General features: G+C 73.7%; 14 protein-coding genes. 6 read left to right on the top strand and 8 right to left on the bottom strand.

All coding sequences use genetic code 11. From position 1 onward, the window contains the following. Positions 1 to 10: 10 nt before the first annotated feature. The gene (locus tag E4U91_RS33225) at positions 11 to 2473 is read right to left on the bottom strand and encodes a SpoIIE family protein phosphatase (RefSeq protein ID WP_137310240.1); all 2463 of its coding nucleotides are present in this window, start codon (positions 2471 to 2473) and stop codon (positions 11 to 13) included. A gap of 224 nt (positions 2474 to 2697) precedes the next feature. On the opposite strand from E4U91_RS33225, the gene E4U91_RS33220 reads away from it, so the two are divergent. Both E4U91_RS33220 and E4U91_RS33215 read left to right on the top strand, forming a co-directional pair. Continuing rightward, positions 2698 to 4767: a SpoIIE family protein phosphatase gene (locus tag E4U91_RS33220; RefSeq protein WP_137310239.1), complete on the top strand. Its 2070-nt coding sequence runs from the start codon at positions 2698 to 2700 to the stop codon at positions 4765 to 4767. Between the two features lie 174 nt (positions 4768 to 4941). Beyond that, positions 4942 to 6153: a spore photoproduct lyase family protein gene (locus E4U91_RS33215; RefSeq protein ID WP_137310238.1), complete on the top strand. Its 1212-nt coding sequence runs from the start codon at positions 4942 to 4944 to the stop codon at positions 6151 to 6153. 39 nt (positions 6154 to 6192) lie between these two features. On the opposite strand, the gene E4U91_RS33210 is transcribed toward E4U91_RS33215, so the two are convergent. Next, positions 6193 to 6399 carry a hypothetical protein gene (locus E4U91_RS33210; RefSeq protein ID WP_137310237.1) on the bottom strand — a complete coding sequence of 69 codons (207 nt, stop codon included), beginning with the start codon at positions 6397 to 6399 and terminating at the stop codon, positions 6193 to 6195. A 168-nt stretch (positions 6400 to 6567) separates the two neighbouring features. Here E4U91_RS33210 and ctaD point away from each other — a divergent pair, with 168 nt between their 5' ends. Then, positions 6568 to 8286, top strand: coding sequence for an aa3-type cytochrome oxidase subunit I (gene ctaD / locus E4U91_RS33205; RefSeq protein ID WP_137310236.1), 1719 nt, complete (start codon positions 6568 to 6570; stop codon positions 8284 to 8286). Positions 8287 to 8379: 93 nt separating this feature from the next. Here ctaD and E4U91_RS33200 read toward each other — a convergent pair whose 3' ends face one another. Next, the gene (locus tag E4U91_RS33200) at positions 8380 to 9321 is read right to left on the bottom strand and encodes a Rieske (2Fe-2S) protein (RefSeq protein ID WP_137311133.1); all 942 of its coding nucleotides are present in this window, start codon (positions 9319 to 9321) and stop codon (positions 8380 to 8382) included. Between the two features lie 141 nt (positions 9322 to 9462). Between E4U91_RS33200 and E4U91_RS33195 the strand changes: the two genes are divergently transcribed. Beyond that, entirely contained in the window at positions 9463 to 10719 is a 1257-nt protein-coding gene (locus E4U91_RS33195; protein WP_137310235.1) for a cytochrome P450, read from the top strand. A gap of 118 nt (positions 10720 to 10837) precedes the next feature. Beyond that, positions 10838 to 11209 (top strand): STAS domain-containing protein, encoded by a 372-nt coding sequence (locus E4U91_RS33190; protein WP_137310234.1) that lies wholly within the window; start codon positions 10838 to 10840, stop codon positions 11207 to 11209. Here the strand turns inward: E4U91_RS33190 and E4U91_RS33185 are convergent. The 4 genes from E4U91_RS33185 to E4U91_RS33170 all read right to left on the bottom strand — a co-directional run bounded on the left by E4U91_RS33185 (position 11176) and on the right by E4U91_RS33170 (position 13736). Further along, positions 11176 to 12003 (bottom strand): cytochrome c oxidase assembly protein, encoded by an 828-nt coding sequence (locus E4U91_RS33185; RefSeq protein WP_137310233.1) that lies wholly within the window; start codon positions 12001 to 12003, stop codon positions 11176 to 11178. The two genes, E4U91_RS33190 and E4U91_RS33185, sit on opposite strands and share 34 nt — an antisense overlap. Then, on the bottom strand, positions 12000 to 12401 hold the full coding sequence (locus E4U91_RS33180; RefSeq protein WP_137311132.1) for a DUF2243 domain-containing protein: 402 nt from the start codon (positions 12399 to 12401) through the stop codon (positions 12000 to 12002). Before E4U91_RS33180 ends, E4U91_RS33185 begins: the two co-directional genes overlap by 4 nt. 184 nt (positions 12402 to 12585) lie before the next feature. Next, positions 12586 to 13254 carry a hemerythrin domain-containing protein gene (locus E4U91_RS33175; protein ID WP_137310232.1) on the bottom strand — a complete coding sequence of 223 codons (669 nt, stop codon included), beginning with the start codon at positions 13252 to 13254 and terminating at the stop codon, positions 12586 to 12588. Between the two features lie 11 nt (positions 13255 to 13265). After that, positions 13266 to 13736: a hypothetical protein gene (locus tag E4U91_RS33170; protein ID WP_241678769.1), complete on the bottom strand. Its 471-nt coding sequence runs from the start codon at positions 13734 to 13736 to the stop codon at positions 13266 to 13268. Between the two features lie 484 nt (positions 13737 to 14220). Between E4U91_RS33170 and E4U91_RS33165 the strand changes: the two genes are divergently transcribed. Continuing rightward, a complete protein-coding gene (locus E4U91_RS33165) occupies positions 14221 to 14571 on the top strand; it encodes a hypothetical protein (RefSeq protein ID WP_137310231.1) in 351 nt (116 codons plus the stop codon). A 38-nt stretch (positions 14572 to 14609) separates the two neighbouring features. Here E4U91_RS33165 and E4U91_RS33160 read toward each other — a convergent pair whose 3' ends face one another. Next, positions 14610 to 15806, bottom strand: coding sequence for a cytochrome P450 family protein (locus E4U91_RS33160; RefSeq protein ID WP_137310230.1), 1197 nt, complete (start codon positions 15804 to 15806; stop codon positions 14610 to 14612). Positions 15807 to 15981 lie beyond the last annotated feature (175 nt).

The following is a 15981-nucleotide window of genomic DNA, read 5'->3' as shown; positions in this document are numbered from 1 at the left end:
GGGGTGCCGTTCACGGGATCTCCTGCTCGGCCCAGATGACCTTCCCGGTGGCGGTGTAGCGCGCCCCCCAGCGGTGGGCCAGCTGGGCCACCAGGAACAGGCCCCGGCCGCCCTCGTCGGTGGAGCGGGCGTGCCGCAGGCGGGGTGCGGTGCTGCTCGCGTCGGACACCTCGCAGGTCAGGCGGGAGTCACGCAACAGGCGCAGCCGCACGGGGGGTTCGGCGTAGCGGATGGCGTTGGTGACCAGTTCGCTGACGATGAGCTCGGTGGTCATGACCAGCTCGCCCAGCCCCCAGTCCGCCACCTGACGGGTCGCCCGAGCGCGCAGGTCGGCGACGGCGGCCGGGTCGGCGGGCACGTCCCAGGAGGCGACGTGGTCGGCGCCCAGCGCGTGCGTGCGGGCCAGCAGCAGGGCGACGTCGTCGGGCTGCGGATCGGGCAGCAGCCGCCGTACCGCGGACGTGCACAGCTTGCGCAGGTCGGGCTCCGGGCGGGACAGGGCCTCCGCGAGGCGGGCCATGCCGTGCTCCATGTCCCGGTCGCCGCCCTCGACCAGGCCGTCGGTGTACAGGCCGAGCAGGCTGTTCTCGGCCAGTTCGATGGTGGCGGCCTCGAAGGCCATGCCGCCCAGGCCCAGCGGAGGGCCCGCGGGGGGCTCGGGGAAGGAGACCTGTCCGTCGGGGGCGACCACGACCGGCGGCGGGTGCCCGGCGCGGGCCATGGTGCAGGACCGGCTGACGGGGTCGTAGACGGCGTAGAGGCAGGTGGCGCCGAGGAAGGCCGCGGAGCTCTGCCGGGCCGCCTCGTCGTCGGTCATCTCCTCGCTCAGCCGGAGCACCAGGTCGTCGAGGTGGGCGAGGAGTTCGTCGGGCGGCAGTTCCATGTCGGCGAGGGTCTGCACCGCGGTGCGCAGCCGGCCCATGGTGGCCGCCGCCGTGATGCCGTGGCCGACGACGTCCCCCACGACCAAGCCGACGCGGGCCCCGGACAGCGGGATCACGTCGAACCAGTCGCCGCCGACGCCGCCGCGGGGGTCGGCCGGCAGGTAGGAGGACGCCACGTCCAGGGCCGTGCCGCCCTTGAGGGCCTGCGGCAGCAGGCTGCGCTGGAGGGTGACGGCGGCACTGTGTTCACGGGTGTAGCGGCGGGCGTTGTCGACGCACAGCGCGGCCCGCGCCACCAGCTCCCGGGCCGGCAGGACGTCGTCGGGCTGGAACGACATGGGGTTGACCGACCGCATGAAGGTGGTCAGGCCCAGGACGGTGTTGCGGGCGCGCATCGGCACGCAGATCAACGAGTGCAGGCCGAACGCCCGCAGCCGCCGCGCCCGCTCCGGCTGCTGGGTGACCCACAGTTCGTCCGCGGGGTCGAGGACCGGCAGGAGGACCGGTTCGCCGTCGATGAGGAGCCGGGCGTCGTGCGGCGGCGGGAGGAAGTCCACCGTGTCCCCGAGCCGCGCCACGGCCTCCGGGCAGCCCTCGCGGACCGAGCGCAGACCGGCGCGCCGCATCACGGCCCGGGCCGGTGCCGGTCCGGCGTCGGTCAGCCACGTGCCGTGCCCCTCGGTGCTCAGGACGTGTTCCAGGAGGTCCACGACGACGAAGTCGGCGAAGCGGGGCACCGCGAAGTCGGCCAGCTCCTGGGCCGTGCGCATCACGTCCAGGGTGGTGCCGACGCGGGTCCCGGCCTCGTTGACGAGGGACAGCAGCTGGCGGGCGTTCCACCGCTCGGTGACGTCCAGGACCATGTAACAGACGCCGGTGACGGTGCCGTCGGCGTCGACGAGCGGGAAGAACGACGTCGACCAGGCGTGCCGGCGGTACGGGTCGGCCCAGCTCCAGCCGCCGTACTCGTAGTCCGTGACCGGTGCGCCCGTCTCCAGGACCTTGCGCATCATGCCCTCCAGCGGCTCGGCTTCCAGGCCGGGCAGCACTTCGCTGAGCCGCCGGCCCAGCCGCTGTTCGCGGGGCACGCCGCCGAGGCGTTCGAGGGTGTCGTTGAGCCAGACGAAGCGCAGGTCGCGGTCGACGACGGCCATGCCGACCGGGGAGCGGACCAGGAAGCCGTCCAGGACGGACCGGTCCATCGTCCAGCGCTCGCGCCGCTCCCGGGCCGAGAGCAGGAAGCACTCGCCGCCGCCCATGCCGAACGAGGCCGACACGCGCAGGTCGACGTCGAGCCGGCGGCCGTCGCGGTGGCGCAGCGCGGCCACGCCGCTCCAGCCCACACCGGACCGGCACCGCTCGGCGACGCCCGCGGCGCGCAGCGGCTCCACGGGTGCGTCGAGCAGCCGCGCGGCGGGCCGGCCGACGACCTCGGCGGCCGGGCGGCCGAGGAGCGCCTCGGCGGCCACGCTCCAGCCCAGCACCACGCCGGCCGTGTCCACCACGGCGGCCGCGTCGCTGGACGCGTCGAAGGGCTCGTGCGGTCCGGCGGACGCCGGCGGGTCGCAGCGTTGTCGCGGAGCATCCATGGGCGCCGTCCCTCGCAGGACTGGTACAGGACCATGTTCCTGCCTGGCCGCCCGATCCGCACGGTTCGCCGCCCGTCGGGGTTCCCCAAGCCGCCGGCCCGGCCCCTGACTGGGCAGGGCGCGGCGGCGGGGGCAGCATGGAAGGACCGGCGGGCGGCCCCGGCCCGCGCGCGGCACGACGGACGCGGGCGGCACGGGCCCCGAGCCGGTACGGGAGGTCGTCCATGACAGCCGAATCGTTCGAGTACGGCGACGACGCTCCCGGTGCGCTCCAGGCGTCCCGGCCGACGGGGCTGCTGGACGTCCTCAGCGTCGCGGCGGTCGTGCTGGACAGCGAGGGGCGCATCGTGTTCTGGACCCCGCAGGCGGAGGACCTGTTCGGCTACACCGCGCAGGAGGCGCTGGGCACGTACGCGGCCCGGCTGTTCGTCCACCCCGAGCACCTGCAGTCGGTGGTGAGCCTGTTCGCGGAGGTGCTGGAGACCGGCCGCAGCTGGGCCGGGACGTTCCCGATCCGGCACAAGGACGGCAGCACCCGGCTGACGGAGTTCCGCAACATGCGGCTGCAGGACGACCTCGGGGACATGTACGCGCTGGGCATCGCCGCCGACCACGCGCTGCTGCAGCGCGTGGAGACCGACCTGGCCCTGTGCGAGCGGCTGATCAACCAGTCCCCCATCGGGCTTGCGCTGCTGGACCCGGACCTGCGCTACCTGCTGGTCAACCCCGCGCTGGAACGCATCGACGGGATCCCCGCCGAGGACCACGTCGGCCGTCACCTGCGGGATACGCTGCGGTTCCCCGACGTCGACACGATCGAGTCCGCGCTGCGCCAGGTGATCACCACCGGGACGCCGTTGCTGGACCAGTACCACGTGGGCCGGCCGGCCGCCGATCCCGACCAGGAGCGGGCCTGGTCGCTGTCGTTCTACCGGCTGGAGGACCCCGGTGGCCGGGTGCTGGGTGCGGCCGCGTCGGTGGTGGACGTCACCGAGCGGCACCGCGCGGCCGCCGAGGCCGACCGGGCGCGGCGCCGGCTGGCCCTGATCGCGGACGCCTCCACGCGGGTGGGCACCACCCTGGAGGTCGACCGGACCGCGCACGAACTGGCCGAGATCGCCGCCGCGGAACTCGCCGACGTGGTCGCCGTGGACATCCTCGACTCGGCCCTGGCGTGCCGGACCACCCGTCGGCCGGACAACGGGCCCGAGCTGTTCCGGGCACTCGCCCTGACGGCGGCCCACCCGACGGTCGCGCTGGAGGCCGCCGACGCGCCCGGCGACCTCACCGCCTACGACGGGGACCGGCTGGTGACGCTGTGCGTGCACACGGGCCGGCCGGTGCTGGTGCGGCACGTCGGCGACCGGGACCTGGCCCGCATCGGGCGCGACGAGGAGGCGTCCGGTCTGCTCGCCCGGGCGGGCGTGCACTCCTACCTGGCGGTGCCGTTGATCGCGCACGGCGAGGTGCTGGGCGCCCTGGACCTGAAGCGCACCCGCAATCCGCTGCCGTTCGACCAGGACGACGTGGTGCTGGCCGGGGAGCTGGCCAGCCGGGCCGCCGTCGCCATCGACAACGCCCGCTGGTTCCAGAGCGTGCGCAACACCGCGCTGACGCTGCAGCGCAGCCTGCTGCCCGAGCACGCCCAGCACCGGACCGGCCTGGAACTGGCCTCGCGCTACCAGCCCGCGCAGGCCACCAGCGAGGTGGGCGGCGACTGGTACGACGTCATCCCGCTCACGGGCGACAAGACGGCGCTGGTCGTCGGCGACGTGATGGGCAACGGCATCGACGCCGCCGCCACCATGGGCAGGCTGCGCACCGCCACCTGCGCCTACGCCGACCTGGACCTCGACCCGGGCGCCGTGCTGGAGCACCTGGACCACATCACCTGCGACCTGGAGCACTACATCGTCACGTGCCTGTACGCCGTGTACGACCCGCACACCCGGCAGTGCTGCATCGCCAACGCCGGCCACATGCCGCCCGCACTCGTCGGTCCCGGCCGTCCGCCGAGGCTCCTGCGGCTGCCCTCCGGGGCGCCGCTCGGGGTGGGCGGCGTCACCTTCGAGGCGACGACGGTGACGCTGGAACCCGAGGACCTGCTGGTCCTGTACACCGACGGCCTCGTGGAGACCCGGCAGCACTCGATCGACGACCGGCTGGACGTCATGCTGAGCTTCCTCGACGAACCGCGGCGGCCGTTGGAGGAGACGTGTGACCTGCTGCTGCACGGCCTGCGGCACCCGGACGACCACGACGACGTGGCGCTGCTGATCGCGCGGGCGCGGTAGGACCCCGGGTGCGGTGGGAGGTTCCCGGACGAAGTCCGCGCCGGAGGGGTTTCCGGGCGCCGGCGAGTACGGTGGAAGGACCCGCACCCGTCGGCGCCCCCGCGTCGGTGCCCGGGTGCGTTCCTCGCCGGGCCGCACGGTCACGGCCCCCGCACACCCTTCGACGGAGCAGACATGCCGTACCCCTCCGTGGGGCCGGACAGCAGCGGATCCGACACCCTGTTCGACCTGGACGCCCTAGGGCACCCCGTCCCGGCCGAGGGCGGCGGCGGTCCGTCCCCGCGGCCCGCGGCCACGGAGGGCGACCCGTTCCGGGACAGTGCCGCCGCGCGCCGTCTGCTGCCCGTGCGGACCGTCTACGCCGAGCCGGCGGCCGCCGCGTCACCGCGCGGCCGTGAGGTCCTCGCCCGCTTCCCGGAGGCGGAGGTCATCGAGGTCGACTCGCACTGGCGCATCCCGGGGCTGTACGGCAACGAGGGCAACCTCGAACGCTGGGTGCGCGTCAAGGGCGAGACGCTGGTGCTGGGCGAGCGGAAGTCCCTGGCCACGCGGCCCAACGGCCGCTCCGCGGACTGGATCGCCCCCGGCCCGTCCAACGGCTGCGCCCTGGCCTGCGCCTACTGCTACGTGCCGCGCCGCAAGGGCTACGCCAACCCGATCACCGTGTTCACCAACATCGACCGGATCATCGGGCACCTCGGCCGGCACCTCGCGCGCCTGGGACCCAAGCCCGAGGCCAACCAGTGCGACCCGTCGGCCTGGGTGTACGACATCGGTGAGAACGGCGACTGCTCGGTGGACGCGCTGGTCTGCGACAACACCGCGGACCTCGTCCGGGCCTTCCGCCGGTGGCCCACCGCCAAGGCGTCCTTCGCGACCAAGTTCGTCAACCCCGACCTGCTCGCGCTGGATCCGCGCGGCCGCACGCGCGTCCGCTTCTCGCTGATGCCGCCGCAGGACTCCCGCCTGCTCGACCTGCGCACCTCCCCCGTCGACGAGCGGATCGCCGCCGCGGCGGACTTCCTGGACGCGGGCTACGAGGTGCACTTCAACCTCTCCCCCGTCGTCCTGCGCCCCGGCTGGGAGGAGGACTGGGCCGAGCTGCTGCGCCGGCTCGACGACGTGCTGCCGGAGCGGGTCAAGCGGCAGGCGGCCGCCGAGGTCATCATGCTGACGCACAACCGGGAGCTGCACGAGGTCAACCTGGGCTGGCACCCGCGCGCCGAGGAGCTGCTGTGGCAGCCCGCCCTCCAGCAGGGCAAGCGCTCGGAGAACGGCGCCCTGAACGTCCGCTACCGCAACCAGGTCAAGGCCGACGCCGTGCGGCGCCTGCGCGAGCTGGTCGCGGCCCACTCCCCGTGGCTGCGCATCCGGTACGCCTTCTGACGCACCCGCGACCTGAGACCGAGCGAGACCCAGCGGGGCTCAGCGGGCCCAGGACTCCGGGCCGCCGCCGCGCCACTCGATCCACTCGGCGTCGACGACGTCCCGCGGCTCCACGTCCTCCAGACCGGCCGAGCGGAGGAACTCGACGACGTCGAGCGTCGTGTACGCCATGCCGACGAAGTGCTCGCCGACCCGGACCCGACGGCCCCCGTCGGCTGCGGGGGGATGCACGACCACCTGGGGCATGACGCCCACCCTCGCCCGGGCCGTAGCCCCACGCACCCGGGAGGCGCCCGTACGGGTCGGGACGGGCGGTCCCGCGCCGTGTGCCCCGCCGGATCGCGACGCGGAGGACTAACCTGCCCGGAGTTGGATACGCACTGGCCACCACTGCCCCGCCGCGTGAGGACACCGATGGCCACACACACTGAACCGGCTGCCCCGGTACCCGCGGCCGCGCGCCCCTCGGGCGGCCCGGGCCGCATCGTCATCAGCTGGCTGACCACCACCGATCACAAGAAGATCGGGCACCTCTACCTGATCACCTCGTTCTGCTTCTTCCTGGTGGGCGGGGTGCTCGCCATGGCGATCAGGGCCGAACTCGCCCGGCCCGGACTGCAGTTGCTGTCGCAGGAGCAGTACAACCAGGCGTTCACCATGCACGGCACGATCATGCTGCTGCTGTTCGCGACGCCCACGTTCGCGGGGTTCGCCAACGCGGTCATGCCGTTGCAGATCGGCTCCCCCGACGTCGCCTTCCCGCGGCTGAACATGTTCTCGTACTGGCTGTTCCTGTTCGGCGGCCTGCTCGTGCTGACGAGCTTCCTCACCCCGCAGGGCGCGGCCGACTTCGGCTGGACCGCGTACACCCCGCTCAGCGGCGGGGAGCGCACCGCGTACGTCGGCGGCGACCTGTGGATCATGGGGCTTGCGCTGGCGGGCTTCGGCACCATTCTCGGCGCGGTCAACTTCATCACCACGATCATCTGCATGCGCGCGCCCGGCATGACCATGTTCCGCATGCCGATTTTCACCTGGAACGTGCTGCTCACCTCGGTGCTGGTGCTGCTCGCCTTCCCGGTGCTGGCCGCGGCCCTGTTCGCGCTGGAGGCGGACCGCAAGTTCGGCGCGCACGTCTTCGACCCGGAGAACGGCGGTGCGCTCCTGTGGCAGCACCTGTTCTGGTTCTTCGGGCACCCCGAGGTGTACATCCTGGCCCTGCCGTTCTTCGGGGTGATCACGGAGATCATCCCGGTGTTCTCCCGCAAGCCGATCTTCGGCTACATGGGGCTGGTCGGCGCGACCATCACCATCACCGGTCTGTCCGTCATGGTGTGGGCCCACCACATGTTCGCCACGCAGGCCGTGCTACTGCCGTTCTTCTCCCTGCTGAGCTTCCTGATCGCGGTGCCGACGGGGGTGAAGTTCTTCAACTGGATCGGCACCATGTGGAAGGGCTCCGTGTCCTTCGAACCGCCCATGCTGTGGGCGGCCGGCTTCCTGGTGACCTTCCTGTTCGGCGGGCTCACCGGTGTGCTGCTGGCGTCCCCGCCGATGGACTTCCACGTCACCGACAGCTACTTCGTCGTCGCCCACTTCCACTACGTGCTGTTCGGCACGATCGTCTTCGCCATGTTCGGCGGCTTCAGCTTCTGGTGGCCCAAGATGACGGGCACCATGCTGGACCCGCGCGTGGAGAAGGTCCACTTCTGGACGCTGTTCGTGGGCTTCCACACGACGTTCCTCGTGCAGCACTGGCTGGGCGCCGAGGGGATGCCGCGCCGGTACGCCGACTACCTGGCCGCGGACGGGTTCACCGCGCTCAACACGGTGTCCTCCATCGGCGCGTTCCTGCTGGGGCTGTCCACGCTGCCGTTCCTGTACAACGTCTGGAAGACGGCCCGGCACGGGGAGCGGATCGAGGTCGACGACCCCTGGGGGTACGGCCGTTCGCTGGAGTGGGCGACCTCCTGCCCGCCGCCCCGGCACAACTTCACCGCGCTGCCGCGCATCCGTTCCGAGTCGCCGGCCTTCGACCTGCACCACCCGGAGATCGCGGAAGCCGAGTACGGGGAGCACGGCGGCCGCCGGGACGCGGTGGACGCCGAGGGACACCGGGGCAGGCCGCGGTGAGTCCCTGAGGCGACGGACGGCCCACGGGCATGACGGCATGCCGAAGGCCCCGGCGGGAACTCCCGCCGGGGCCTTCGGCATGCCGTCGCGGGGTCAGGAGGAGCTGCCGTGCGCCCGGTGCGCGCCGGTGCTGCGGCCCTTGAAGTGGGGCATCCAGCCGTTGGCCGACCGCGGGTCGTCGCGGCGGAGGCTGATTTCCACGTGACCGTCGACCTCCCGGGCGTCGAAGGCGGGCTGCGGGGCCGTCGCCGGGCCGCGGACGTTCCAGCCGTCGGAGAGGCGGAAGACGCTGCCGTGCCAGGGGCAGGTGACACAGCCGTCGGCGACGGTCCCCTCGGCCAGCGGACCGGCCAGGTGGCTGCACCGCTCGGCCAGCGCGTGGATGGTTCCGCCCGCCTCCCGCACCAGCAGGACGGGCACGTCATCGACGACGCGGCGCACGGGACGGCCGACGGGGAGGTCGGCGACGGCCCCGACCCGGTGCCAGCCCTCGCGCACGACGTGCGGGACCTCTTCGGCGTGGTTGGCGCCGGACGCCTGCCGGTAGGCCAGGTGGCCGCCGAGCAGGCCGCCGAGCGACACCGCGGTCATACCGAGGAAGCCGAGGGTGCGACCGGCGGCGTCCCGTCCCCGCAGCCGGCAGGTGAGCGAGGCGGCGTACAGGCCGACGCCCGCGACGTTCGCCAGAGCGTGCACCAGTCCGACGCGGGCCTGCTCGGGGCGCAGCTCCGCCCAGTCCACCGCGCCCGCCGCGGCGGCGGGGGCCGCCGCGGCCAGGCCGACGCCCACCAGCAGCGTCGCCTCGCGCGACCGGCCCGGTTTCATGTCCAGCACCGCCGCCGACAACCAGCTGCCGATCGGCACCTGCACCATCAGCGGGTGGACGGGGTGCCCGAGCCACCGGCCGTGGAGCAGGTCCCGGCCGGCGCCGAGCGGCAGCTTGTGGACGCCCGACCGCAGCGCGTCGATGAACGGGTCGGCGCGCGGCTGCCGTTCCAGGCGGTCCAACAGCCACAGCATGCGGTTCTGCTTCATCCGGCGGCGACGTACCGATGCGCTCATGCGCCCCTGTGTTCCCCGCCCGACCTGTACAAAACGGGCGGGGTGGGAGGCGTGCGTCCGGCGGTGTCGGAGCGCCCGGAGTGTCCGCCGGGACGAGGGGGGCACTCGGCGGCCATGCTGACTCCCCGTCGCCCCTGGGCGGATCACACGCTGCCCCTGCTCGCCGAGGGCTACGCCTGGTTGCCCAACCGCATGCGGGAGAGCCCGGACCACGTGGTCCGCACCCGTCTCATGGGGCGTCCCGCCCTGGCCGTGCGCGGTCCCGAGGCGGTGCGGTTCTTCTACGACGAGCGGCACGTGCACCGGCACGGCGCCCTTCCGGAACCGGTGCGGGGCACGCTCTTCGGCAAGGGCGCGGTGCACACGCTCGACGGGGACGCCCACCGGGCCCGCAAGTCGCTCTTCCTGCCCCTGCTGCAGGTGGAACGGATCGCCGGGCTGGTGGAGGAGGTCACCGCGGCGTGGGACGAGGCGGTGACCTCCTGGGCCGGGCGTCCCGGTGTCGTCCTCTTCGACGAGGCCGCCGTGGTGCTCACCCGCGGCGTGTGCCGCTGGGCCGGGGTGCCCCTGCGCGACGACGAGGCGGAGCCCCTGGCCGGCGACCTGGTCGCGCTGGTCGACGGCTTCGCCACCGCGGGCCCCCGCCACTGGCGGGCCCGGCGCGCCCGCGGCCGGCAGGAGGCGCGGCTGGCGCGGCTGGTGGAGGACGTCCGCTCTGGCGCCGTGACCGCCCCGGCGGACTCGGTGCTCGACCGGGTGGCCCGGCACCGCGAGGCCTCGGGTGAACTCCTCGAGCCGGGTACGGCGGCCGTGGAGCTGCTCAACGTCATCCGTCCCACCGTCGCCGTGAGCTGGTTCGTCGCCTTCGCGGCGCACGCGCTGCACCGGTGGCCGCTGCACCGGGAGCGGCTGCGGGCCGGCGACGCCGCCTACGCCGCCGCGTTCGTGCACGAGGTGCGGCGGTTCTACCCCTTCGCCCCGTTCCTCGGCGGCCTGGCCGTGACCGACCTGACCTGGAACGGCGCGGAGCTGCCCCGGGGCGGGCTGGTGCTGCTGGACGTCTACGGGCAGAACCACGACGAGAAGCTGTGGGGCGACCCGTACATCTTCCGCCCCCAGCGGTTCCTGGAGCGTCCGGTCGGGGCCGACGAGCTGATCCCGCAGGGCGGCGGCGACCCGCGCACCGGGCACCGCTGCCCCGGCGAGGGACTCACCATCGGGCTGCTGGAGGCCCTGGCGGTCCGGCTGGCCCGCCTGGAGTACACGGTGCCCGCCCAGGACCTCACCATCTCCCTGCGCCGCATCCCGACACGGCCGCGCAGCGGCTTCGAGATCACCTGCGTCCGTGCCCCGGCGCCCGTGGGCGACTGAGAGGGCCGGTCGCGCGTCCCGCGTCCGCCGCTGGGTACGCGGAAGGCGTCCGGTCACCAGCAGGAGCTCGCCCACGAGCCCCCTGAGCGCCCTGAGCCCCCGTGGGGAGGCCGCCGCCATGACCAGCCACCGTCCAGGCCTGGAAGGTCACACGGGGCTGGACGTGCGCACGGGCCGGCCCACCCCCGACAGCCGTCTGATCACCGTGTCCGGGGAACTGGACCGGGGTACGAGGGACCGCTTCGACCGGGTCGCCCGCGCCGTGCTCGCCGAGCGGCCCGCCACGGTGCTGGTGGAGCTGTCCGGCACCGGCTTCATCGACTCGTCGGGGCTGACGAGCCTGATCAACGCCTACCGCACGGCCCGGCGGACGGGTGTGCGGCTGGCGCTGGTCGCGCCGTCCGAGCCGGTCGCCCGGATCCTGGCGCTGACCGGGATCGACCAGGTCATCGACAGCTACCCCACCTCCGAGGCGGCACTGCGCGCGTGAGCGGCGGGGAGTCGCCGTCCCCGCGCGGCGTCGCCGGTCCGTCGCGGGCGGCGGCCGGCGGCCGTGTACCAGCCCACGGCCAGCACCAGCGCGAGGGCGACCTCCACGGCGTCGCCGCCGTAGTACATGACCTGCGCTCCCGCCCGCAGGTCGGCGGCGGCGAAGGCCGTGCCGGGCGGCCCCGTCGCGTACAGCGTCTTGGCCAGCACCGCGTGCGCCGTCCCGGCGACGAGCAGGGTGGTCGCGCGCAGAGCGGTGCTCCGGCGCCGTCGTACCGGGTCCAGCTGGCAGATCGCCGTGCTGAACAGCAGTCCCGCGGCGGCCAGGTGCAGGTGGAGGGCGCCGTCCAGCCAGGGGCGGTGGTGGGCGGCGGCCATCAGGCCGGTCCGGTACAGCGCCCAGAGACCACCGACGTCCACCACGGCGGCGACGGGCGGGAGCAGCAGCCAGGCGGCGGGCGGGGAATGCGCGGCCCGCAGCAGTCCGCGCCGGACGCCGCCCGGCGGCAGGAGGCGCAGCGCCAGCGTGAGCGGCCGGGCCAGGACCAGCAGGGCCGGGCCCGCCATGCCGACGCACACGTGGCGCAGCGCGTGCCCGGTGAACGGCCCGCCCGGCAGTGGGCCGGCCAGTCCCCAGGCGAGCACCGCGGCACCGGCCGTGACCGCGCAGTCCCGCGGCCACGGCCAGGCGTCGCCCCGGCGCCGCAGTCGGAGGGCGCCCGACAGGTACGCGGCGCATGCCAGGGCGCAGGCGAGGACCGCCGCCGGCCCGAAGGGCGGGTCGGCGGCGGTCACGGGAGCCGCTCCCCCGGCGCACCGGCCCGCCCGGCCCGGACGGCCAGTACCGCGCCGACCAGCAGCAGGGCGACCCCGGCGAGGTTCCACGCCCAGTCGTACGGCGTCACGTCGACGCCGTAGCGGATCTGGTGCACCCGCAGCACCTTGTGGTCGACGAGCCCGTCGACCACCTGGAAGGCGCCCAGGCCGAGGAACAGGCCGCTCCACGCGTGGGCCGGCGACAGGGCGCGGCGCCGCCGCAGGTCGGCGAACAGGAAGAACCCGGCGACCAGCGCGAGCAGTTCGGCGGTGTGCAGCAGGCCGTCCGACACCAGGCCCGCGGCGGTCGTGGAACGGTCGTAGAAGTGGTGCCAGTGCAGGATCTGGTGGAAGACGATCTCGTCGAGGGCGGCCATGACGGCGGCCCCCAGCAGGGCGCACACCAGCAGCGACCGCCGTGCCTCGGGGTGCTGCGGGTCCGCGCCCCGCTCGGGTGTGCCCACGGTCGCCGCCCCCTCAGCCGTTCTTCATGGCCTTGCGGACGGCGTCCTTGGTGCGGTCCATGAGGGCGGCGACGGGGCCTAGGGGGTGTCTCGTCGATCAGGCCGGGCTCGCGGCGCCTGGCACCGCGCCTCGCCGCGTTGTCGTCGGTTGGCGATGCTCCGCATCGCCGCCCTCCTCCGCCTTGCGATGCACGGCACCAGACGCCGCTCTCTGATCCGGCCTGATCGACGAGACACCCCCTAGGGCCACGTTGGCGGTGGCGGACTCGACGCCGGGGTGGGGCCGGGTGGGTGCCATGGCCTCGGCGGCCTTCACCGCCTTGGCCATGGTGGCGAGGTTGGTGACGTCGGTGCTGCGGCGGATGTGCGTGAACTCGTAGCGCTCCTCCGCACGGGCGTGCTCCTGCACGTCCGTGCGCAGCGCCCGCAGCTTCGGCAGGAACTCCGGGTCGTCGGTGTCCAGGTCGTCCAGCGCGGAGAGGGTCTCCTTGGCCGCCCGCTCCTCGGCGAGTCGGTCCTCGACGACCTGCTCACCGCCCTCGAACGCGCGCCGGGCGAAGGGGTGGACGACCTCCTCCTCGGCGGTCTCGTGCACGGCCAGCAGCCGCACCAGGCGGTGGAAGGCGTCGCGGCGCTCGTCGCCCTTGCTCTGCTCGACCTCGTCGAAGAGGTTGCGGATGTCGCCGTGCTGGCGCATCAGGAGGCCCACGACGTCGAGATCCGGGGCGTGGTCGTCGCCGGCCTGGGGGGTGTGGAGTTCGGACATGGTCGGCGGCCTCACTTCTCGCGCATCGCGGGGTCGGGGTGCTCGCCCTCGAACTGCACGCGGTACTCGCGGCCGAACATCTCGTCGTGCTCGGCCATGACCCGGTCGCTGGGCGGTTCCTCGCCGCCGTGGATCTGCTCCTGCATCTTCTCGAACCGCTCGTGGGCCTCGCGGACGTAGCCGGCGCCCAGCGTGGTCAGGTCCATCTGGGTGTCCAGCAGGTGGCGCAGGTACTGCTTGTTGGGCTCGAACGTGAGCACGTCGGGCAGCTCCGGCGCCAGGACCTCCTGCGGCTCGCGCCCGTCGTGACGGCGCATCAGGTCGCAGGCGATGTGCAGGTGCTCCAGCTCCATGTTCAGGTGCAGCTCCCAGACGGCCTTCACCTTCGGGTCGCTCTCCTGCTCCATGAAGGAGTAGTAGAGGTAGCACTCGTTGTACTCGTGGTTGACGAGCTGCTCCCACCAGGTCTCCCCCGGGTCCACCAGGGACTCGTAGTGGCATCGTGATGATGCGGCATCGGGTGTACGGGTCGCAGCGGTCGGGGTCGATCGGCAAGACGTTGAGCTCGCGCCAGCTGCGGAGCTGGCGGTCCAGCGGGATGCCCCGTTGCTCAAGGGGGTTGAACGTCATGGGCGGTGCCTCCTGGGGGTGTGGAACTCGCGCGTCCGCGGAGTACCCCGCCGAGGACGACGAGCACAGGTCCGACACCGCAGTCTGTGCCGCTACGGCGGTTCCCAGCCACCGCACGGGGCGGCGGGCGGCAGGTTTCCCCCGGTCGGCCCGTCCGGCGTGACAGTGCGCTCGGCATGGGGCATGGCCCGAAGACGCCCCCCTTCGTCGCCCTTTCGTGTCCTGCTGCGCACACCCGTGCGCACCCGGTACGGGCAGCTACGGGAACGTATGACGCATTCCGGACCGGGTACCCGTCGGCCAGGCGGGTGACCGCACAGGTGATCGGAGGCCGCGATGCTGTCCCACACACTCGACCGGGACGTCCTCGTCCTGACGGTGCACGACGACGCGGACGTCGGCGGTCGGGGCACGCTGTACACGCGCATCAGCGGCCTGGTCGAGGGGTGCAGGCCGTCCGCCGTCGTCATCGTCCTCGACGCGCGGACCGCGCTGGGCGCGACCGCCGGCGTGGTCCTGCGCGTGCAGCGCCTGTGCTGCCGGCTCGGCATCCTCCTCTCCGTGGCCGCGGCCAGCGCACCCGTCCGGCGCCTGCTGGAGGCGAACGCCGAGGCGTGCGGCATCCACCTGGTGATCCACGCGCGCACCGCCACCGCCGTGGCGACCGCGTACACGGCGGTGGCGTGACGCCGTGACCGGCCGGGGGCGCCCGGCGCGGCCACCGGCTATCCGGCGAACCGCACCGGCAGGCTCTGCGGGCCGCGGATCATCATCCCCTGCCGCCAGGTGAGCGCGGCCGGGTGGACGTCGAGGGTGAGGTCGGGGCAGCGCTCCAGCAGGGTCCGCACGACGATGCGGGCCTCCAGACGGGCGAGGGGTGCTCCCAGGCAGTAGTGGATGCCGTGACCGAAGGCCAGGTGGCCGCGGGCGTCGCGGGTGATGTCGAAACGGTCCGGGGCCGCGAAGCGCGTCGTGTCCCGGTTCGCGTCGGCCAGTGCGACCAGGACGAGTTCGCCCCCGCCGGGGATCTCGGTGCCGCTGAGGGTGACGGGGCCGGTGGTGAAGCGGTAGGTGGGGGTCTCCAGGGGGCCCTCGTAGCGCAGCATCTCCTCGACGGCCTGCTCGGTCAGGTCCAGGTCGGCACGCAGCGCGGCGAGTTGGTCGGGGTGGGTGAGCAGGGCCAGGACGCCGCCCGCGATCAGGTTGACCGTGGTCTCGTGGCCGGCGACCAGCAACAGCCAGGCCATGCCCACCAGTTCGTCCTGCGACAGGCCGTCCGGGTCGTTGCGCGAGCCCTCGATCAGCGCGCTCATCAGGTCGTCGCCCGGGTGCCGGCCCTTCTCCTCCACCAACTCCCGCATGTACTGGGCCATCGCCTCGGCGGCGCTCCTGCGCACCTCGCGGTCGGTGGCGCTGAGCGCGTCGTTCGACCAGGCGCGGAACGGTGCCCGGTCCAGGTCGGGCACCCCGAGGAGGTCGCAGATCACCGTGATGGGCAGCGGGAAGGCCAGCGCCTCCACGAGGTCGGCCCGCCCGTCGGGCGAGGCGAGCATGCGGTCCAGGAGCAGGTCGGTGGTCTTCTGGATGCGCGGGGCGAGGTCGTCGACGCGGCGCGGGGTGAACTCGCGCGCGACGACCTTGCGCAGGCGCGTGTGGTCCGGCGGGTCCACCCGGAGCATGTGCCGGCCCGCCGAGACCGTCCCCAGTCCGAGGTGCGGGGACGCCTTGTCCCAGTCCTTGGACAGCCGGGGGTCGGTGAGCGCCGCGCGGCCGGCCTCGTGGCCGACGACGAGCCAGGCCTCGGTGCCCCCCTCGGGCATCCGGATGCGGTGCACGGGGCCCTGGGCCCGTAAGCGGGCGTAGACGGGGAACGGGTCGCGGGTGAAGGACTCACCGAGTGCGGCGAGATCGACGATGCTCATGCGCGCAATCACCTCTCGGGCGGGAACCTCCGCCCATGGTGCCTTTGCCCCGGCGCCGGTCCCGCACGAACGGCGCACATCGGCCGACTCGGGACGAGGAGTTGGCCGATCGGTGCCGGGCACGGCCGATCGCGGCACGGCACGGCACGGCCGGCCTGCGCGGGCCCGGCCGCAG

Source organism: Streptomyces lasalocidi (assembly GCF_005280215.1).
Lineage (GTDB): Bacteria > Actinomycetota > Actinomycetes > Streptomycetales > Streptomycetaceae > Streptomyces > Streptomyces longwoodensis.
This window is presented reverse-complemented; position numbering and strand designations above follow the sequence as displayed.